The following is a 20,159-nucleotide window of genomic DNA, read 5'->3' on the forward strand; positions in this document are numbered from 1 at the left end:
TTCACCGCGCCCGACCGCCGACCGCCGACGGCGGACGGCGGACGGCGGACGGCGGACGGCGGACGGCGGACGGCGGACGGCGGACGGCGGACGCGCGGGCCTCACGCCATCGGGGCGGGGCGGGATCGTGCGCGGAAGGTGCGGCGGTAGGTGTCCGGGGGGACGCCGACGGTCCGGTTGAAGTGTCGGCGCAGGGTGGTGGCGGTGCCCATGCCGGTGGCGGCGGCGACGGTCTCGACGCTGTCGTCGGTGTTCTCCAGCAACTCCTGGGCGCGGCGGATCCGCTGGGTGAGGAGCCACTGCAGCGGGGTGGTGCCGGTGGCGGCCCGGAAGTGGCGGCCGAGGGTGCGGGAGCTCGTCCCGGCCCGGCGTGCCAGGTCGTCCACGGTCAGCGGGCGGTCGAGGCGTTCGAGCACCCAGGGGAGGAGGGCGGCGAGCGGGTGGTCGTCCTGGGCGGGCACCGGGGTGGTGACGAACTGCGCCTGGCCGCCGGCCCGGAGCGGCGGCACGACGAGGCGGCGGGCGACGGCGTTGGCGACGGACGAGCCGTGGTCGAGGCGGACGAGGTGCAGGCAGAGGTCCAGTGCGGCGGCCTTGCCGGCGGAGGTGAGCACGGTGCCGTTGTCGACGTAGAGGACGTCCGGGTCGACCTCCACGCGGGGGTGACGGGCGGCCAGCTCCGCGGTGTGCGCCCAGTGGGTGGTCGCGCGGCGCCCGTCGAGCAGGCCCGCAGCGGCCAGGACGAAGGCGCCGGTGCAGAGGGAGGCGACGCGCGCGCCCGCCGTGTGGGCCGCGCGGACCGCCTCGACCAGGTCGGCGGGCGGCGGCACGTCGACGTCGGCCCAGGCGGGGACGATCACGGTGTCGGCGTGCCGGAGCCGGTCGAGCCCGGCGTCGGGCTCCAGCCGGAACCGCCCGACCCGCACGGCGTCCGGCCCGCAGACGGCCAGGTCGTACCAGGGGACCGTGACGGCGGCCGGCGCGGGGCCGAAGACCTCGTACGCCACGGCGAGTTCGAAGTGCAGCATCCCGTCGGTGACGGCCAGTGCGACAGTACCCATGTCCGGAATTGTACGCAGCGTGGCGTTCCGGACACTCACGACCGGGCACCCTCCCCCGCCAGAATGTTCACGGTTGAACATTCGGGCACGGAGGGGGACCCCATGGGATCGGCGCAGAAGGTAGCGGTGTTCGGCGCGTACGGGCACACCGGGCGGTTCGTGGTGGCGCAGCTGCGGGAGCGCGGGTTCGTCCCGGTCGCGTCCGGGCGCGACGCCGTGAAGCTGAAGGCGCTGGCGGCGGCCACCGCCGGGCTGGAGACCAGGACGGCCTCGGTCGACGACCCGGCCTCGCTCGACCTCGCCCTGGCCGGCACGGCGGCCGTGATCAACTGCGCCGGGCCGTTCGCCACCACCGCCGCCCCCGTGATCGAGGCGGCCCTGCGCGCCGGGATCCCGTACGTCGACGTGGCGGCCGAGATCGAGGCCAACCTCGACACCTTCACGCACTTCGCGGAGCGCGCCCGCGCCGCGGGGACGGTCGTCGTCCCCGCGATGGCGTTCTACGGCGGTCTCGGCGACCTGCTGGCCACCGCGGCGATGGGCGACCGGACGACGGCCGACGAGGCGCACATCGCGTACGGGCTGAACGGCTGGCACCCCACCGAGGGCACCCGGGTGGCGGGTGCGGTCTCCCGGGAGCGGCGGAACGGCCGGCGCATCCGCTTCTCGGAGGGGCGGCTGGAGTACCGCGATGACGCCCCGCCCACCCTCGACTGGGACTTCCCCGAGCCGCTGGGCACCCGGGCCGTCATCGGCGAGTTCACGATGGCCGACGTCGTCACCGTGCCCAGCCACCTGTCCGTCCCCGAGGTGCGCACCTACATGACGGTCGAGGCCGCGGGCGACCTGTCGCGCCCGGACACTCCGGCGCCGACCGCGGTCGACGGGCGCGGGCGGTCCGCGCAGACCTTCCTCGTCGACGTCGTCGTGCGCTCCGGCGGCACCGAGCGGCGTGCGACGGCCCGGGGCCGCGACATCTACGCCGTCACCGCGCCGCTCGCGGTGGAGGCGGTCGAGCGCATCCTCTCCGGGCGGACCAGGGCGGTCGGCGTCGTCTCCGCCGGGGCGGCCTTCGACGCGGCCGACTTCCTCCGCGCGCTCTCCGCGCACCTCTCCGTCGACCTCCCCGGGTAGCGGCCGGGGAGACGGGCGGCGGACCCGGGGCGGGGGCCCGGCGCGACGTCCGGCCCGCTCCCGGCGACCGCTCCGACGGCGAAGCACCCTGCCGCGACGGGCTCGTCCGTGGCCGAAGCCGCACGCCGCTCACTGTCCGTAATCGTCATGGTGGCCTGCGGTACCGCCGATGGCGCAGCGGATCCGGAGATTCCCACCCGCCCGGCCGAACCTCGCGCGTGCCCGGAGGACCGCTGCGCCTCCCCGTGCCAAGACTTGGTCGCGGGCGCCGCCCGGCCGGCACGACTCCGGCCCGGCGTCCAGGATCCATCTCAGGCACGTCCCCTCCCGAATTGGAGAAGACCGTGAAGGACATCCGCAGGGCTCTCGCGCTGACCGGCGTGGCCGGTGTACTCGTGCTCGGCACGGCCGGCGTCGCGAACGCCGACGCCACGGCCACCGGCACCGCCACCGGTTCGCCCGGCATCCTCTCCGGCAACGTCATCCAGGTCCCGATCCACATCCCGATCAACCTCTGCGGGAACAGCATCAACCTGATCGGCCTGCTGAACCCGACCGCCGGGAACGTCTGCACCAACAGCTGAGCCCGCTGCGCCCCGGCGCCCCCCGCACGGCCCGAACGAGGGCTGTGCCGGGGGCGCCGGTACGCGAGGACCCGTCAGGCCTGCTCCTCCACCGCGCGGACGACGAGCTCGCACAGTTCGTGGGTGGCCAGGGCGTCCCGCGCGGAGAGCACCTTGCCGGCCCGGACGGACTCCAGGAAGGCGAGCACGACCTGCTCGATGCCGCGCTGGCGCGAGACCGACACCCAGTCGCCGCGGCGGCGGACGGTGGGCTGGCCGCGGTGGTCGACGACCTCGGCGAGGTTGTGCACCTCACGCTTGGAGTCGCCGCCGGAGATCTCCAGCACCTCCTCCGTGGAGCCGCTCATGCGGTTCATGACGCCGAGCGCGGTGAAGCCGGCGCCCGCGAGGGTGAGCACCACGTGCTCCAGCAGGCCGTTGCGGCTGCGCGAACGGACGTCGACGTGCTCGACCTCCCCGGGCACGAGGAAGCGCAGGGTGTCGACGACGTGGATGAAGTCGTCGTACACGACGGTCCGGGCGGCCTCCGGCAGCCCCTCCCGGTGCTTCTGAAGGACGATCAGGTCGCGCGGGCGCTCCAGGGCGAGCAGGTAGCCGGGGGCGTGCCGGCGGTTGAAGCCCACCATGAGCGAGCGCTCCTCCCGCTCGGCCAGCTCGACGAGGTGCCGGGAGCCCTCCAGGGTGTGGTCGAGCGGCTTGTCGACGTACACGTCGACGCCGGCCGTCAGCAGCCGCTCGACGATCGGCACGTGCTGGTCCGTCGAGGCGTGCACGAAGGCGGCTCGCACGCCGCTGTCGATGAGCTCGCCGAGGTCGGTGAAGCGGTGCGCGATGCGGTGGGCGTCGCCGATGCGGTCGAGCTTGGCGCGGTCCCGGGTCATCAGGCGCAGGTCCAGCCCGGGCTGGGCGGCGAGCACCGGGAGGTAGGCCTTCTGCGCGATGTCGCCGAGGCCGATCACCGCCACCGGAAGGGCGGTGCTGTCGAGGTCGTGGTCCTGACTCACGGAACGCTCCTGCTGAGGGTGCGGTGGCCCCCCTGTGGCGGACCCACGGGGGCCGGGCCGCCCAGCAGCATATGCCAGAAGCGCCGGTGAGCAGCGGGAACGCGAAAAGATCCGGCCGTTCCGGTCGGCTGTCACCACGTCCGGCGGTGGGCGCGGCCGCCGGGCTCCGCCGGATGCCGGGCTCCCCCGGGGGCCGCCCGGGGCGCGCGGCACGGAGGCCGCCCGGGCTTCCTGCTGTGGCCGGGCGGGGAGCCGTGCGCGTACGGTTCGAACCGTGTCCAGTACTCCGGCAGACCGGCGCCCGCACCGGCGCCCGGCCGCGGCCGGGCCCCGATGAGCGGGCCGCTGCTGCTGGCCGTCGACCCGACGAGCGGGTCCTCGCTGCTCGCCGCCTTCGGCGCCCTGGCCGTACTGGTCGTGCTCTTCGCCGAGTCGGGGCTGCTGGTGGTGGGCTTCTTCCTCCCCGGCGACACGCTGCTGCTGCCCGCCGGGGTGCTCTGCGCCACCGGCGACGGCTCCGGGCCCCACCTGGAGCTCTGGCAGGTGATGCTGTGCGCCGCCGTGGGGTCGGTGGCCGGTGCGCAGGTCGGCTTCCTGATCGGGCGCCACGGCGGACGCACCGCGCTGGCCCGCACCCGGAGCGGACGCCTGAAATCGGCGGCGGCCCGGGGCGAGGCGCTGCTGCGCCGCTACGGCTACCGCAAGGCGATCGTCCTGGGCCGTTTCGTGCCCGTGGTCCGGACGGTGCTCGGCCCGCTGGCGGGCATGCTGGACGTGCCCACGCGCACCTTCACCGTCTGGCAGATCGTCGGCAGCCTGCTGTGGTCGCAGAGCATGGTGCTGGCCGGGTACTGGCTGGGCGCGGCCGTCCCGGGGATCGAGCGCTACCTGTGGCTGCTGGTGGCGGCGGCCGTGGTGGTGTCGCTCCTGCCGCTGCTGTTCCGGTCCCGCAAGGACAGCCCTCCCGGGTGACCGCCGGCCGCCGCGGCAGGCGGCCCGTCCGGCGGCCGCCCGTCGCGCAGCCGGCGCCGGCCCGAGGGTCGGCGGGCGGCCTGTCCGGTCCCCGGACACGGACACGGACACGGAAGCCGAGGACGGCCGAAGTGCCGCCGCCCGCCGCCGGTGTCCGGGCAGAATGGCCGCCATGGCCACTGCACGATGGAACGGCGAGATCATCGCCGAGAGCGACCGGACGACGGTCGTCGAGGGCAACCACTACTTCCCGCTCGACTCGGTGCGGGAGGACCTCCTCGACCACTCCCCCACCACGACGTTCTGCCCCTGGAAGGGCACCGCCTCGTACTACACGGTGCGGGTGGCCGGCTCGGAGAACCCGGACGCCGCCTGGTACTACCCGGAGCCCAGCGAGGCGGCCGCGCACATCGCGGGCCGGGTGGCGTTCTGGCGCGGCGTGGAGATCACGGACTGAGCGGCCGTCAGCCGCCGGGGGGCCGCTCGGCCACGGCGGTGAGCGCCGCGAGCACCGGGGCGATCAGCGGGTGGCGCTCCGCGCCGGCCCGCACCGCCGCGAACACCTTGCGGGTCGCGAGGTCGCTGTCCACCGGCCGCACCGCGACGGCGGACAGGTCGGCGCCCCGCAGCGCCGAGCGCGGCACCAGGGCCACGCCCGCGCCGGCCGAGGCGAGCGCGACGACCGCGGTGAAGTCGTCCGAGGAGTGCACCAGCCGCGGCTGGAACCCGGCGTGCTCGCAGGCGAGCAGCACCACGTCGTGGCACGGGTTGCCGGGGTAGGGGCCGATCCACGGCTCCGCGGCGAGGTCGGCCACCGCGATCGGGCCCTCCCCGGCCGCCAGCGGGTGCCCGAGCGGCAGCACCGCCCGGAACGGCTCGGCGTACAGCGGCACCCGGGTGAGCCGCCCGTCGCCGGCGCGCGGCGCCCCCCGGTACTCGACGGCCACGGCGAGGTCGGCCTGGCCGTCGAGGAGCATCGGCAGGCTGGCGTCGCCCTCCGCGTCCAGCACCTTCAGCCGGACGCCGGGGGCGGTGACGGCGAGCTCCCGTATCGCCGGGGCCAGCACCAGCGTGATCCCGGTCGCGAACGCGGCGACCGTCACCTCGCCCGCGATGCCGGCGCTGTACGCGGCGAGGTCGGCCTCGGCCCGTTCCAGCTGGGCGAGCACGGCGTCCGCGTGGGCGAGCAGGATCTCGCCCGCGGCCGTGAGGCGCACGCCGCGGCCGTCCCGGGCGAGCAGGTCGTGGCCGGTCTCCTGTTCCAGGGCGGTGAGCTGCTGCGACACCGCGGAGGGCGTGAGGTAGAGCGCGGCCGCGGCGGCCGTCACGGTCCGGTGGTCGGCCACCGCCCGCAGGGTCCGCAGCCGTCGTGCGTCGATCACGGTGCCAATTCTGCCAGCGCCGGAGGGCCGCGCCGGACGCGCCCGGGCTCAGACGCCGCCGGGCGCCCGGGCTCAGGCGCCGCGGGGCGGGCTGCCGCGTTCCGCTCCGCCGGCGACCTGCTGCTGCGGCAGGACCGTGCCGGGCGGCAGGCCCGCAGACCGGTCGAGCAGCCTGCGCCCGGTGAGCACGTACTGCACGAGGCAGCCGACGGCCACGACCGCCGCGCCGCCGACGGCGTCGAGCACCCAGTGGTTGGCCGAGGCGACGACGGCGAAGAGGGTGGCCGCCGGGTACAGCCAGGCGAGCCCGCCGAGGCCCCGGCGGCGGGTCGCGGCGTACACGCACAGCGCGCACCACAGCGCCCAGGCGATGTGCAGCGACGGCATCGCCGCGTACTGGTTGGTGAGCTCCGTCAGCGCGCCGAGCGGGGCGGTCGCGACGGTGCCGACCGGGCTGTCGCGCAGGCCGAGGCCGGGGGTCAGTCGGGGAGGCGCCAGCGGGTAGGCCCAGAACCCGGCCAGGGCGAGGCCGGTGGCGGTGAAGAGCACCGTCCGCGAGGTCCGGTAACGGGCCGGCCGCCACAGGTACAGCCAGACCAGCACCACCATCGGCACGATCAGGTGGAAGGACTTGTAGAAGGACAGCGAGAGGTCCAGCACCGCCGGCTCCCGCAGCGCCCAGCCGTTGAGCAGCCGCTCGGCGTCCAGGTGCAGCAGTTCCTCGGCCCGCAGCACCTGCCGGGCGTGGCCGACGGCCACCGCCGCGCGGTCCGGGGCCGCGTTGCGGATCCACGAGTACACGCCGTAGCCGACCTGGACGAACAGCAGCTCCAGCAGCGGGTTCGGCCGTGACACCGGGCGCAGCCCGCCGGGCAGCAGCGGCAGGTACGACCGGCCGAACGGGCGCGCCGGCGTCGGCCCCGGCCGCCGCCGCACCGACCAGAGCGGGTCGCCGGTCCGCCGGAACGGGAGCACCGCCGCCGCGGCGGCGGCCGTCAGCGCCGGGGCGTTGCGCAGCAGCAGGCCGGAGACGGGTTCGACGGTCGGGTCGAGGAGCGACGGCGGCAGCAGCGCGACGGTCGCCGCGACGACCGGCCACAGCGCACGGTCCTCCGGCCGCCGCCCGACCCGTCCGACGGCGGCGAGCAGCAGCCACGCCGAGCCGTCCGCACCGGCGCGCGGCGCCGCGAACGCCACCGCGCAGCCCGCCACCCCCAGGGCGAGCGGCCGCTGGAGGTCCGCGGCGAGGAGGCTCGCCCGCCGCAGCGCCAGGACGCAGACGGCCGTGCCGGCCATCGCCCAGAGGAGCAGCAGCGGGACGCCGTGCAGGTGCAGCTGGGCGAGCAGGCCCGGGACGGACCGGTTGTCCGGACCTGCGGCGGCCACGGAGTCGGCGGCCCTCCGCCAGCCGCGGGCGGACTCCGCGGGACGGGCCGCCCAGGCCGCCGCGTCCAGCGCGAGCGCCAGCGCCACCGCCCGCAGGGCCCGGCGCCGGGCGCGCCCGACGGCGAGCAGCACCGCGAACAGCACCAGCGCCGGCTGCAGGGCGACGGCCAGGCCGAGCGCCACGCCGCCCGGCAGCGGCCGGCGGCGGGCGGGGGCGAGGAACTCCGCCATCACCAGCGCCACGCAGCACAGGCCGACCACCGCGGCGCCGGGACGTTCCCGCAGGCCGGTGGCGACCAGGACGGCACCGGCCGCGAGCGTCCCCGTCACGCGCGGCAGCGGCAGTCCCTGCGGCGGATCCCGCGCGAGCAGGGCCCCGACCGCCGCCACGGCGGCGACGCCGGCCGCGGTGAGCACCGCCCGTGCGGCGGTGCCGGAGGCCCCGCCCAGCGCGCCCGCCGCGAGACCGGCCACCGGGCCGGACCAGGGCCCGCCCGTCGTGCCGCCGCCACGCGTCAGCGCCGACCACGTGAACGCCGCGGCCACCGCGAGGACGGCCGCCAGGCCGAGCCCGACCAGGGCGGCAGGGAGCGCGGCGCCGTTCCGGGACGCGGATGCCGGAAGGATGGGGCGCACCTCGCTCCTCCCGCCGCTGCCGTCCGTGCCGTCCCTGCCGACTCTCGGACGGCGGCGGCCCGGTCGCATCCGGTGGGCTGCCGGGCGGGTGGACGGCGCCGCGCGACGCCGGGGCTGGGGGCCGTGTGCGGCACGGGGGCCGGGGCCGTGTGCGGCACGGGGGCCGGGGCCGTGTGCGGCACGGTGCGCGGCGCGGGGGCTTCGGTGACGACGCGGGGAGGACCGCCGCCGCCGGCCCGGTGGAAGCCGGGCCGGCGGCGGGTGCGGGGCCGGGGGGTACCCCGCGGGAGGGCGCGGTGAGGGTGGGTCCGCGCCTGGTCGGTCACTCCCCCAGGGCGGCGCGGGCGTCGACGAAGGCGGCGACGGCCCGCTCCACGTCCGCGGTGGAGTGCGCGGCGGAGAGCTGGACGCGGATCCGGGCCTGGCCGTGCGGCACGACCGGGTACGAGAAGCCGATCACGTACACGCCGCGCTCCAGCAGCAGCTCGGCGAGGCGGCCCGCCTTCGCCGCGTCGCCGATCATCACCGGGGCGATGGCGTGCTCGCCGGGCAGCACGTCGAAGCCCTCGTCGGTCATCCGGCTGCGGAACAGCTTCGTGTTCGCGGCGAGCCGCTCCCGCAGGTCCGCGGAGCGCTCCAGCAGGTCGAGCACGGTCAGCGAGGCCGCCGCGATCACCGGGGCCAGCGAGTTGGAGAAGAGGTACGGGCGGGAGCGCTGGCGCAGCAGGGCGACGACCTCGCGGCGGGCGGCGACGTAGCCGCCGGACGCCCCGCCGAGGGCCTTGCCGAGGGTGCCGGTGATGATGTCGACCCGGTCCATGACCCCGTGCAGCTCGGGGGTGCCGCGGCCGGTCGGGCCGACGAAGCCGACGGCGTGCGAGTCGTCGACCATCACCATGGCGTCGTAGCGGTCGGCGAGGTCGCAGATCTCGCGGAGCGGCGCGATGTAGCCGTCCATGGAGAACACGCCGTCGGTGACGATCAGGCGGCGGCGGGCGTCCTGGCTGGCCTTGAGCTGCGCCTCCAGGTCGGCCATGTCGCGGTTGGCGTAGCGGTGCCGGCGGGCCTTGCAGAGGCGGATGCCGTCGATGATGGAGGCGTGGTTGAGGGCGTCGGAGATGACGGCGTCGCGGTCGTCGAGGAGGGTCTCGAAGACGCCGCCGTTGGCGTCGAAGCAGGAGGAGTAGAGGACCGTGTCCTCCTGGCCGAGGAACTGCGAGAGGCGCTCCTCCAGCTGCTTGTGCACGTCCTGGGTGCCGCAGATGAAGCGGACGGAGGCCATGCCGTAGCCCCAGCGGTCCAGCGCCTCCTTGGCGGCGGCGACCACGGCGGGGTGGTCGGCGAGGCCGAGGTAGTTGTTGGCGCAGAAGTTCAGCACCTCGCCGGGGCGCCCGCCGCCGGTCACAGTGACGGCGGCGCTCTGCGGCGAGCCGATGACCCGCTCGGGCTTGAAGAGGCCGGCCTCGCGGATCTCGTCGAGGGTCGCGGCGAGGTCGTCACGGACGTTGTCGAACATGTGCGGCTGCTCCTGAGGGTGTCAGACGGTCCAGTCGAGGATGACCTTGCCGCAGTTGCCGCCGGACGCCTCGTCGAAGGCGGCCTGGAAGTCGGCGGCGGCGTAGCGGCCGGTGATGACGGGGCTGAGGTCCAGGCCGCCCTCCAGCAGCACGGACATGGCGTACCAGGTCTCGAACATCTCGCGGCCGTAGATGCCCTTGATGGTGATCATCGAGGTGACGATGCGGGCCCAGTCGACGGGGAAGTCGTTCGCGGGCAGGCCCAGCATGGCGATGCGGCCGCCGTGGGTCATGTTGGCGATCATCGACTGCATGGCCTCCGGCCGGCCGGACATCTCCAGGCCGACGTCGAAGCCCTCGCGCAGGCCGAGCTGCCGCTGGCCCTCCTCGATGGTCTGCTGCGAGACGTCGAGGGCCAGCGTCACACCGACCTTGCGGGCGAGGTCCAGCCGGTACGGGGAGACGTCCGTGATCATGACGTTGCGGGCGCCGGCGTGCTTGGCGACCGCCGCCGCCATGATGCCGATCGGACCGGCACCGGTGATCAGGACGTCCTCGCCGACCAGCGGGAACGACAGCGCGGTGTGCACGGCGTTGCCGAACGGGTCGAAGATCGCCGCGACGTCGAGCTCCACCGGCACCCGGTGCACCCAGACGTTGGCGGCGGGCAGCGCCACGAACTCGGCGAACGCGCCGTCGCGGCCCACGCCCAGGCCGACCGTGTTGCGGCACAGGTGCCGGCGCCCGGCCAGACAGTTGCGGCACTTGCCGCAGACGAGGTGGCCCTCGCCGCTCACCAGGTCGCCGACCTCGATGTCGGCCACCGCCGCACCGGTCGCGGCGACCTCGCCGACGAACTCGTGGCCCAGCGTCAGGGGCGTCGTGATGGTCTGCTGCGCCCAGCCGTCCCAGTTGCGGATGTGCAGGTCCGTTCCGCAGATGCCCGTGCGGAGCACCTTGATGAGCACGTCGGAGGGGCCGATCTCCGGCATCGGGACGTCCACCAGCCAGAGCCCGGGCTCGGCCTTCTGCTTGACGAGTGCCTTCACGGCGAGCGCTCCTGACGCACGATGGAACGGAAGCCCGGCGAGGCAGGAACCGCCCCACCGGACACTGTGCAATCTGCCCGGTCGGAGCCCGTCCGGTCCATCGAGGAATTCTTAAGGGCGGTCACAGCTGGGCTGAACGATCGTCCCCGAGCCCCGCCCTAGACAGGCCCACGGCGTGCCGAGGCACACCCGGACGGGTGAGCGACCGCCGCCCCGGGCCCGTACGGGCCCGTACGGCCCCCTGCCCGGCCGCCGCCCCGGCGCCCATCCGCGCCCGGGGCACCCCCTGCCCCGCTACCGCACCGGGCCGGCGCCCGGTCCGCCGCTCCGCACGGCCGTGCCGTCCCGGCCGACCACCGCGGCCCGGCCCGGCACCGCACCCGGGCCGGGCGTCGTGCCCCGACCCCGTGCGGCATCCGGCCGCCCGGCCGCGGCCAGGGCCAGCCGCGCGAAGGCGCCGCCGGAGAGCCCGGCGAGCAGGGCGATCGCCAGGGCGATCGGCCGCTCCGGGGCGCCCCAGGAGTTCTCCAGGAACACCTCGCCCAGCAGGCCCAGCCGAGGATCCGCGAGCGTCCGGACGAGCAGCAGGCCGCCGACCGCCGCGAGCGCGCCGCCCACCGGGGCCAGCACCGGCACGCCCCGCGGCGAGGGCCGCTGCGACCGCACCGCACCGACGAGCGGCGACAGGAACCCGCCCAGGGCGCCGACCAGCAGTGCCGGCCCGTTCCCGAACACCAGGCCGACCACGAGCACGACGCCGAGCCCGGTCGTGGCGAGCCAGAGAGCGGCCCGCTGCTGCTCGTACTCCCGCTCGGCCGCACCGTCCTCGCGGTCGTCGAGCAGCTCGGTCGCGGCCACCAGCAGCGGACGGGCGGCGCCGCCCGGCGAGGTCGAGGCGGCCGCCAGCTCGGCGGCCAGCGACGCGTCCGCGGGGAGACCGGTGGCCACCAGCCGGAGCCGGACGGTGCGGACCCGCGCCTCGGTCTCCTCGCCCGCCTCCAGCAGCAGGAGCCGGCGCTCGGCACCGTGCAGCGAGCGCCACGCCGCGGCGAGCTTCGCCAGCGACATCGTCACCGCCGGGGCACCCGGCACCGCCCGGCCTGCCGTTCCGCGGCCCACCGGGCTCTCCGCACCGTTCAACAGGTCGGTCACGACGGCCAGTTCGGCTTCCCGGAGCGGATCACCGCCTGATCCGGCGGCCAGCACGGCGATCCGCGCCCGGCAGCTGCGGACGCGCGCCAGCAGTTGCCGGTGACGGGGGGCGGCGATCAGAAGCCGGCCGGCGAGCAGCGCGAAGCCCTGATAGCACGCACACACCAGCAGCAGTGCCCCCCGCCCGTCCCGCACCACTGCCTGCCACACCTGCGCCCCCTCGAAATGCCGTTGTCCGCCGCACCGTTGCCGCGGACCGTCGCCGAGCATCCTCCCGTATCCGGATCCCTCCGGAGGATTGATGCGGGAAAGATCCCCGGCGGGGTGCGCGCCGCGGTAGTGGGCCCTGAGCCCGGGGTCCGAGGGGCGGCCGCCCGGACGCGCGGCATGCCCGAAGCCTGCCGCCCCGGCGGGGCGGCAGGCAGCGGGAAATGCGGTCCGGCCTGCCCCCTCAAGCAGGCCGGACCGCGGCTCGGGGTGGGGTGCGTCAGGCTGCCGTGCAGGCCTTCCCGTTGAGGGTGAAGGCCGGTACGGCGGCGGGCGCACCGGACGCCTGGAACCCGAAGGAGGTGGAGGCCCCTGCGGCGATGCCGGCGTTGTAGCCGGCGTCCTTGGCGGTGACGGCGCTGCCTGTCTGGGCCACCGTCGCGCTCCAGGCGTTGGTGATCTTCTCGGCGCCCTGGAACGTCCAGGCCAGCGTCCAGCCGGAGACCGGCGCGGACCCGGTGTTCTTCACCGTGACGTTCGCGGTGTAGCCGGTGCCCCAACTGCTCGCGATCGCATAGGTGACGGCGCAGCCACCGACCGGAACGCTGGGGCTCGGCGACGGCGAGGAGGACGGGCTGGGCGAAGGCGAAGGGGACGGCGAAGGCGAGGGCGACGGCGAGGAGGACGGGGAGGACGAGGGCGAGGCCGACGGCGACGGGGACGGCGTGGAACCGTCCGGCAGGGCGCCCCACTGCTTCACACCGCCGTCGAGCAGCACGAGGTGCGTGGTGTCGACGGGCGGGGAGCTCGGGTTGGTCTCGATGCCCTGGTACGACCAGTCGTTGGTGGGGTCCCACGCGCCGGAGGAGGCGATCCGGAACTGCACCTCCTTGCGGTACGCCGACTGGCCCGCCGGTGCGATCACCGTGTTGGAGCAGTCGATCGACACGTAGTAGACCGAACCCGCGTACTGGGTGGGCCCGCTGACGGCCCCGCACTGGTTGTAGTTGGTGGTCACGGTGAGCTGGCTCGGGCTGACACCGGGTTCGAGCGTGAAGTAGTAGCGCAGTTCGGCGCGCTTCATCGCACGGGCCGGCCACGCCGACTTGTTGATGAGGTACGCCTTGACCTCGGTGAAGGTCGTCCCGGTGGTGTTCAGCGACGCCTGCACGGACATCTCGGGCCCGTCCGGGGCCTCCTTCGTCGGGAACGACGCCAGCGTGGTGCCGCCGTACTCGGTGTAGAGGCGGGCCAGCGCCCCGGTGAAGGCCGCGTTGTAGTCGGTCGCGACCTCGTTGTTGGTGTAGTTGCCGCGGTCGTCGGTGTAGGTGTCGTCCGGCGAGCTCGGGCCCCCGACGAGGGCGCCGACGAGCAGGTGGCGGCTGTTGACGGGGCTGGTGAGCTGGTCCGTCCAGGAGCCGTGCGCGGTGCGGTGGTGCGGGTTCTTCGGGGAGTTGTCGCCGAAGCCGATCAGGTAGCTGGACTTGCGCGGGTTGTCGCCGAGCGCGTAGTTGATCTGCCGGACGGCGAAGTCGTGGTACCGGGCCTTGCGGGTGGCGTCACCGGTCAGGCCGTCGGAGTAGACGAGCGCGGCGAAGGCCGTGTTGGCGGCGTAGCGCAGCGAGCCCCACGAGTCGAGGACGGCCTCGCCGCCGGGCGAGTACCGCACCTTCGCGCCGTCGACGCCGACGGTCCACCAGTCGAGCCAGCGGTTGGTGTCGTCGATGTACTGCTGCTTGCCGGTGAGCTGGGCCAGCAGGACGTACGCGCCGTACGACTTGTCGTCCCACGCGATGGTCCACTTGTAGGAGCGGGTGGTCGACTGCGGCTCGGTGGAGAGGCCGGCGTAGGCCGCCTCTGCCTTGGCGAGGTAACTCGCGTCCCCCGTGGCCTTGTAGAGCCAGATCGCGCCCCAGACCAGCTCGTCGTTGTAGCCGCTCCAGGAGTTGTAGTAGTCCTTGGCGTCGGTGATGCAGTCCGAGTACTTGCCGCGGTAGGTGTCGGCGAAGGTGTAGAGCTGCTTGGCGTGCGTCAGCAGGGTGGCTGCGTACGCCGGGTCGCTGTCGGCGAAGACCATGGACGAGGAGGCCATCGCGGCGGCCGTCTCGCCGGCGAGGTCGGAGCCGGGGCAGGAGGCGTCGATCTTGTACGACGGCCGGGCCATCGGCAGCACCTCGGCCGGTCCCCACCAGGCGTGGTCCTTGGTGCCGTTGCCCACCTGGCCGTAGAGGACGTTGGGGGCGGGGTGCGCCTTGATGAAGTAGTCGTTGACGAAGCGCAGGTTGTTCTTGAGGTACTGCATCTGCCCGGAGGCGGTGTAGCCCTGCTTCTGGGAGATGCCGCCCCACGCCAGCATGGTGGTCGAAGCGGCCATCGGCAGGCCGAACTTGACGTGGTCGCCGGCGTCGTACCAGCCGCCGGTCAGGTCGAGGCCGGCGTCCTTGCCGTCGTCGAGCGCGGAATTGCCGCGCCAGGAGACCCGGTTGGTGGCGGGGAGCGTTCCCGACTGCTGGGCCTCGTAGAAGAGCACCGACTTCTGCAGCGCCTCCGCGTAGTTGAAGGCGGGGGTGGCCGCCTGCGCTGCGGAGTGGAGCGGCAGCAGGAGGCCCGCGGCGAGCGCCCCCGCGAGGGCGAACCCGGCCACGCCGCGGTGCACCCTGCCGCGCCGGGGCGCGGCGGGCTGCTCGGACAGCAGGCGGGCCGGGACGGACCGGCCGGGTGGGGGTGCGGCGGGGTACGACATGGCGTCCTTCCGGGACGGCGGGGGCGGGAGCGCCCGGCGGAGGGACGCGGCTCGCGGCGCCGGGCGGTGGTGGGGCACGTGGGTGCGGCGGTGGGGGATGCAGCAGTGGGGGATGCAGCGGTGGGGGTACGGGGTGAAGTGGTGCGGGCGCAGGGGGGTTGCGCGGGGTGCGGTGGGGGTGGGGGCAGGGGGGTGTCCGGGCATGCCGGACGGGCCGGGCAGGGGGTGGGGCCGTACGGGGGGTGGGGGGCGTACGGGTGACGGCACAACGGGGCGGCCGGCTGCCACGGGGGTGGGAGCAGCCGGTCTACCTGCCCAAACATCGTGGGAGCGCTCCCACTTCGGTACGGGAGAGTGCGCCTTCGGACGGTCGGGCGGTGCGGTCCATGGTCGCGGCGGGGGCGTGGCCGTGTCAATGAGGAACGCAGCACCGGAATCACGGAGTTGCGCCCGCCGCTCCGGCCGCCCGCGGTGGCGGGCGGCCGGCGCCGGCTCAGCGGAGGACCTCCGCGAGGTCGTACGAGAGCGGCTCCTCCAGCTGCCCGTAACCGCAGTCGGACGGCTCCCGGTCTGGCCGCCACCGGCGGAACTGCGTCGTGTGCCGGAAGCGCGTGCCCTCCATGTGGTCGTACGCCACCTCGACCACCCGCTCGGGGCGCAGCGGCACCCAGGAGAGGTCCTTGGTGCCCGTCCAGCGGCTGACCGCGCCGGGCAGCCGGGAGGAGGCCTGGGCGCTCTCGTCCGCCCAGGCCGCCCACGGGTGGCCGGCCAGGTCGTCGAGGCGCAGCGGGGCCAGCTCCTCGACGAGTTCCCGGCGGCGGGCCATGGGGAAGGACGCGCACACCCCGACGTGCTGGAGCCGGCCGTCGTCGTCGTGGAGGCCGAGCAGCAGGGAGCCGACGACCGGCCCGCTCTTGTGCTCGCGGTAGCCGGCGAGCACGCAGTCGGCCGTCCGCAGGTGCTTGATCTTGAAGAGGGTGCGTTCGTTCGGCGCGTAGGGCGCGTCCAGGGGCTTGGCGACGACGCCGTCCAGTCCGGCGCCCTCGTACTGCGCGAACCAGGTGCGGGCGACGTCGATGTCCGTGGAGGCCGGGGCCACGTGCACCGGCGCGCCGGCGCCGGCGAGGGCCGTCTCCAGGGCGGCTCGGCGCTCGCCCAGCGGGAGGTCCGCGAGCGCGGTGCCGTCGAGGGCGAGCAGGTCGAAGGCGACGAAGGCCGCCGGGGTGCGCTCCGCGAGGGCGCGGACCCGCGAGGCCGCGGGGTGGATGCGCTCCAGCAGTTCCTCGAAGCGCAGCCGGCCGTCCCTGGCGATCACGATCTCGCCGTCCACCACGCAGCGGGCGGGCAGCTCGCGGCGGAAGGCCTCCACCAGCTCGGGGAAGTACCGGGTGAGGGATCTGGTGGTGCGGCTGCCGATCTCGATCTCGTCGCCGTCGCGGAAGACGATCGCGCGGAAGCCGTCCCACTTGGCCTCGTACTGCATGCCCGGCGGGATCTCGGCCACGGGCTTCGCGAGCATCGGCCGGACGGGCGGCATCATGGGAAGGTCCATGGTGCGATCCTCGCCGCAGGCCCCGCGGCCCGCGCGCCGGATGCCTCGGCCCCGCCTAGCGTGGGGCCATGGGCTCAGCAGTGGAACTGGACGTGGACGGCAGGGCCGTGCGCCTCTCCAGCCCGGACAAGGTGTACTTCCCGGCACGCGGCTACACCAAGCGCGACGTCGCCGAGTACTACCTGGCGGTCGCGCCGGGCGTGCTGCGCGGCCTGCGTGACCGGCCGACGACCCTGCAGCGCTTCCCGGACGGGGTGGAGGGCGAGTTCTTCTACCAGAAGCGCGCCCCCCGGGGCCTGCCGGAGTGGCTGGAGACCGCCCGGATCTCCTTCCCCAGCGGCCGGAGCGCCGACGAGATCTGCCCGGCCGAGCCGGCCGCCGTGCTGTGGGCCGCCAACCTGGGCTGTCTGACGTTCCACCCGTGGCCGGTGCGGCGCACCGACACGGAGCACCCGGACGAGCTGCGCATCGACCTCGACCCGCAGCCGGGCACCGACTTCCACGACGCCGTCCGGGCCGCGCACGAGCTGCGGGCGCTGCTGGAGGAGCTCGGGCTGCGCGGCTGGCCGAAGACCTCGGGCGGCCGCGGGCTGCACGTGTACGTACCGGTGGAGCCGCGCTGGACGTTCACCGACTGCCGGCACGCCGTCATCGCGCTCGGCCGGGAGCTGGAGCGCCGCATGCCGGGCCGGGTCACCACCGCGTGGTGGAAGGAGGAGCGCGGCGAGCAGATCTTCGTCGACTACAACCAGATGGCGCGGGACCGCACCATCGCCTCGCCGTACTCGCTGCGCGCCCGCCCCGAGGCGACGGCGTCCGCGCCGCTGCGCTGGGAGGAGCTCGACGACGTGGTGCCGCTCGACTTCGACCTGCGGACGGTGCCCAAGCGGTTCGCCGAACTCGGCGATCTGCACGCCGACATGGACGACCACGCGTTCGACCTGACGCCCCTGATGGAGCTGTACGCGCAGCAGGACTCCGGCGACCTGCCCTACCCGCCCGACCACCCGAAGATGCCGGGCGAGCCGATGCGGGTGCAGCCGAGCCGGGCGAAGAAGGACTGACCGCGGGGCGCACCGGCCGGCGGTCGGCCCGGTCGGCCCGCCGGGTGGTGCGCCCGGCCCGGGGCCCGTTCATCCGCGGATCGCGGCGAGGAGCGCCTCGGCGGTCCAGTGTCCGGTGGCGCCCGGGCGGCTGCTCAGGTAGGCGGCGGCCCGCTCGGCCGGCCAGCCGTGGGACTCGGCGAGGCCGGCGGCGATGGCGCGACAGTAGACGGCGGTGGGCGCGCCGAGTTCGGCCGTGGCGGAGCCGCCGGGAGCGGTGAGGGTGAGCACCGGGTGGCCGTCCAGGGTGCCGGCGCAGAGCAGGGTCTCGTAGCGGCCCGGCCCGAGCCGCAACCGGCCGTCGCGGTAGGCCGTCGCGAGATCGGGGAGGGGATCCGGCGCGGGGCCGTCCCCGGGGGTGCGGTGCATCTCCTGCGCGGCGATGTCGAGGAGTTGACCGTACGTCAGGAGATAGGCCCTGGCCGGTAGTTCTCCGGCCGCGGCCGGGTCGAGGAACGCCATGCCCCCACCCCAGACCCGGGACCGGCGGGCGAAGTAGAGCGCCCCGGGCAGCAGGACGGGCAGGTCGGCCGCGGGCGGGCGGGCGTCGCGACAGCCCGGGTGGACCCGGGTGCTGCCGGGCAGCCGGCCGCCGGAGAGGTAGAGGCCGAGGCGGGCACGCCGCAGGTTGGAGCCGTACGCGGCGTACCAGACCGGCAGGTCGGGGGTGGCGGCCCGGCCTGCTTCCGGCACGCCGGGGCGCGGCCCGGGGCGGCGGGGCGTGGGGGTGCGCATGGCCGGAGAGTGTGCGGGGCCGGGCCGCCGGGGCCCGGCTACGCCCCCAGCACCACCCCGGCGACCAGCTTGGCAAGCGCCGCAGGCTGGTCGATCATCAGCATGTGACCGGCGTCCGGCACGGTGACCAGGGTGATCTGCGGCCCGGCCGCCAGCTCGGCCCGCTCCTCGTCCGTCAGCCCGATCTCGTCGCGGTCGCCGCGGACCACCCAGGCGGGCACGCCGGACGCCCGCAGCCGGGGGGCGAGCGAACCGTAGCGGTCGAGGTGGTCGAAGAAGTGCTGGACGATCCTGCGGCAGACCGCCGGATCGTTCTTCCGCAGGTCGGCGATGAACGCCTCCCGCCGTCCCTCGGGCAGTTCGCCCTCCATCATCCGCGGGGTCAGCCGCATCGCAGCCGCCCAGGTCGCGCCGCCCAGCCCGGGAATCCGCCCCAGGCGGTCGATGACCGTGAGGTCACGCGCCTCGTCCGGCCGGGAGATCGAGGGCGACAGCAGCACCACCGGCCCGGGGGCGTGCCCGGCGGCCGCCATCTCCAGCGCGATGTTCGCGCCCAGGCTGTGGCCGACCACCGTCGTGCAGCCCCGCTCCGCGCCGAACCGGCCCAGCAGCGCCGCGTAGTTCTCCATGCCGAGGTCCTGCGGGGCCGTGGTGCCGGCGAACCCCGGGACGGTCACCGCCACCATCCGCACGGGCGCGTCGGCCAGCGCCGGGTCGGCCGCCATGTCGTCGAACACCGCGGTGCTGCACAGCGCGCCGGGCAGGAGCAGCACCCGGTGCGGGGCGTCGGCGGGACCGTACTCGTGCACGTCCCACGCGTCGAACTCCTCGATCCCGCTCACGTCCTGACCTCCGCCTCCGGGGTGTACCGTCCCCGCAGTCTGCGGCCTCCGCGCGGACGAACCGGAGAGCTTGGTCCGAACGCGGCATGTCGGACCGGCCGACCCGCCCGTGCCGCGTCAGCACCGGGCGCCCGCGAGGCGCACCACCCAGGCCCGCTGCTCGTCGGTGTCCGGCACCGCGAGCCCGCGGGCGCGTGCCGGCCGTCCCCGCATCCGCCGCGACCGGCGGCCGTGGCCCTACGGCCGCGCGGCCGCCGGAGCGGGAGCGGGCACCGCGAGGACCTGCCCGGTGCGGGCGGCACCGGCGGCGGCCGGGCCGTTCCACTCGGCGGCGGTGATGTACAGCGTCGGGCTGCCGTCCGGGCCGCCGAGGGCGCACGAGAAGCAGCCGCGGTCGACCTCGACGGTCTGCAGCACCTCCCCGCCCTCCCGCACGCGGACGCAGCGGCGGTTGGGCACGTCCGCGTACCAGAGCGCACCCTCGGCGTCGAGGGCGACGCCGTCGGGTGCGGAGCCCTCGATCCGCGCCCACGTGCGGCGGTTCACCAGGCCGCCGTCGGCGGCGATGTCGAAGGCGGTGATGCAGGCCGCGTACGACTCGGCGAGGAGCAGCACGGCGCCGTCCGGCGTGACGGCCATGCCGTTGGGGAAGGCGACGTCACGGGCGACGGTGCGGGCGGTGCCGTCCGCGGCGATCCGGGCGACGAGACCGGCGGCCGGGGCCTCGCCGGACATCAGGTCGAAGCCGATGCAGTTGGCGTACGCGTTGCCGCGGCCGTCCGCCGCGACCTCGTTCCACGGGCGGTCGCACAGGGCCCGGAGCTCCGCGAACGGGGTGAGGGTGCCGTCGGGCCCGCGGTGCAGGAGGCGGCGGTCGCCGCCGGCGAGGAGCAGCAGGCGGCCGTCGGGCAGCGGGTCGATGCAGAACGGGAAGGAGTCGATGCCGCCGGCCGTCTCGCGGGTGCCGTCCGCGGTGACGGTGAGGAGCTCCCGGGCGCCCCAGTCGCAGACCCAGAGGCGCCCGTCGTGCCAGCGGGGCGATTCGCCGAGGACGAGGCCGTCGAGGAGGACGCGGGGTTCGGGCACGGCGGGCTCCTCGG

General features: G+C 75.4%; 17 protein-coding genes. 5 read left to right on the forward strand and 12 right to left on the reverse strand.

From position 1 onward, the window contains the following. Nucleotides 1-101: 101 nt before the first annotated feature. Nucleotides 102-1,061: a helix-turn-helix domain-containing protein gene (locus OG335_RS02930; RefSeq protein WP_405009376.1), complete on the reverse strand. Its 960-nt coding sequence runs from the start codon at nt 1,059-1,061 to the stop codon at nt 102-104. Between the two features lie 102 nt (nt 1,062-1,163). Here OG335_RS02930 and OG335_RS02935 point away from each other — a divergent pair, with 102 nt between their 5' ends. Then, nucleotides 1,164-2,195 carry a saccharopine dehydrogenase NADP-binding domain-containing protein gene (locus tag OG335_RS02935; protein ID WP_405009377.1) on the forward strand — a complete coding sequence of 344 codons (1,032 nt, stop codon included), beginning with the start codon at nt 1,164-1,166 and terminating at the stop codon, nt 2,193-2,195. Between the two features lie 332 nt (nt 2,196-2,527). Continuing rightward, nucleotides 2,528-2,779, forward strand: coding sequence for a chaplin (locus OG335_RS02940; RefSeq protein ID WP_405009378.1), 252 nt, complete (start codon nt 2,528-2,530; stop codon nt 2,777-2,779). A 74-nt stretch (nt 2,780-2,853) separates the two neighbouring features. On the opposite strand, the gene OG335_RS02945 is transcribed toward OG335_RS02940, so the two are convergent. Then, nucleotides 2,854-3,783 carry a Gfo/Idh/MocA family protein gene (locus tag OG335_RS02945; protein ID WP_405009379.1) on the reverse strand — a complete coding sequence of 310 codons (930 nt, stop codon included), beginning with the start codon at nt 3,781-3,783 and terminating at the stop codon, nt 2,854-2,856. Between the two features lie 333 nt (nt 3,784-4,116). Here OG335_RS02945 and OG335_RS02950 point away from each other — a divergent pair, with 333 nt between their 5' ends. Continuing rightward, on the forward strand, nt 4,117-4,755 hold the full coding sequence (locus OG335_RS02950; protein ID WP_405009380.1) for a DedA family protein: 639 nt from the start codon (nt 4,117-4,119) through the stop codon (nt 4,753-4,755). Between the two features lie 172 nt (nt 4,756-4,927). After that, nucleotides 4,928-5,212 carry a DUF427 domain-containing protein gene (locus tag OG335_RS02955; protein WP_405009381.1) on the forward strand — a complete coding sequence of 95 codons (285 nt, stop codon included), beginning with the start codon at nt 4,928-4,930 and terminating at the stop codon, nt 5,210-5,212. 7 nt (nt 5,213-5,219) lie between these two features. Here OG335_RS02955 and OG335_RS02960 read toward each other — a convergent pair whose 3' ends face one another. From OG335_RS02960 to OG335_RS02990, 7 genes are all read right to left on the reverse strand, one after another. Beyond that, complete coding sequence (locus OG335_RS02960) at nt 5,220-6,137, reverse strand: LysR family transcriptional regulator (protein WP_405009382.1); 918 nt, start codon at nt 6,135-6,137, stop codon at nt 5,220-5,222. A gap of 72 nt (nt 6,138-6,209) precedes the next feature. Then, nucleotides 6,210-8,159, reverse strand: coding sequence for a phosphatase PAP2 family protein (locus tag OG335_RS02965; protein ID WP_405009383.1), 1,950 nt, complete (start codon nt 8,157-8,159; stop codon nt 6,210-6,212). A 322-nt stretch (nt 8,160-8,481) separates the two neighbouring features. Continuing rightward, complete coding sequence (locus OG335_RS02970; RefSeq protein WP_405009384.1) at nt 8,482-9,675, reverse strand: glycine C-acetyltransferase; 1,194 nt, start codon at nt 9,673-9,675, stop codon at nt 8,482-8,484. A gap of 21 nt (nt 9,676-9,696) precedes the next feature. After that, entirely contained in the window at nt 9,697-10,725 is a 1,029-nt protein-coding gene (tdh, locus tag OG335_RS02975; protein WP_405009385.1) for an L-threonine 3-dehydrogenase, read from the reverse strand. A gap of 294 nt (nt 10,726-11,019) precedes the next feature. Further along, nucleotides 11,020-12,087 (reverse strand): hypothetical protein, encoded by a 1,068-nt coding sequence (locus OG335_RS02980; RefSeq protein WP_405009386.1) that lies wholly within the window; start codon nt 12,085-12,087, stop codon nt 11,020-11,022. A gap of 277 nt (nt 12,088-12,364) precedes the next feature. Next, nucleotides 12,365-14,827: a glycoside hydrolase family 9 protein gene (locus OG335_RS02985; RefSeq protein ID WP_405009387.1), complete on the reverse strand. Its 2,463-nt coding sequence runs from the start codon at nt 14,825-14,827 to the stop codon at nt 12,365-12,367. Between the two features lie 493 nt (nt 14,828-15,320). Beyond that, a complete protein-coding gene (locus tag OG335_RS02990) occupies nt 15,321-16,379 on the reverse strand; it encodes an ATP-dependent DNA ligase (RefSeq protein ID WP_405009388.1) in 1,059 nt (352 codons plus the stop codon). Between the two features lie 80 nt (nt 16,380-16,459). On the opposite strand from OG335_RS02990, the gene ligD reads away from it, so the two are divergent. Continuing rightward, nucleotides 16,460-17,443, forward strand: a complete 984-nt coding sequence (gene ligD, locus OG335_RS02995) for a non-homologous end-joining DNA ligase (protein ID WP_405015293.1) — start codon at nt 16,460-16,462, stop codon at nt 17,441-17,443. Nucleotides 17,444-17,512: 69 nt separating this feature from the next. On the opposite strand, the gene OG335_RS03000 is transcribed toward ligD, so the two are convergent. The 3 genes from OG335_RS03000 to OG335_RS03010 form a co-directional block, all read right to left on the reverse strand. Then, entirely contained in the window at nt 17,513-18,217 is a 705-nt protein-coding gene (locus OG335_RS03000) for a histone deacetylase (RefSeq protein WP_405009389.1), read from the reverse strand. Nucleotides 18,218-18,255: 38 nt separating this feature from the next. Continuing rightward, nucleotides 18,256-19,059, reverse strand: coding sequence for an alpha/beta fold hydrolase (locus OG335_RS03005; protein WP_405009390.1), 804 nt, complete (start codon nt 19,057-19,059; stop codon nt 18,256-18,258). A gap of 237 nt (nt 19,060-19,296) precedes the next feature. Further along, the gene (locus OG335_RS03010; protein ID WP_405009391.1) at nt 19,297-20,145 is read right to left on the reverse strand and encodes an SMP-30/gluconolactonase/LRE family protein; all 849 of its coding nucleotides are present in this window, start codon (nt 20,143-20,145) and stop codon (nt 19,297-19,299) included. Between the last annotated feature and the right edge of the window lie 14 nt (nt 20,146-20,159).

Source organism: Kitasatospora sp. NBC_01539, from assembly GCF_045040525.1.
Taxonomy (GTDB): Bacteria; Actinomycetota; Actinomycetes; order Streptomycetales; family Streptomycetaceae; genus Kitasatospora.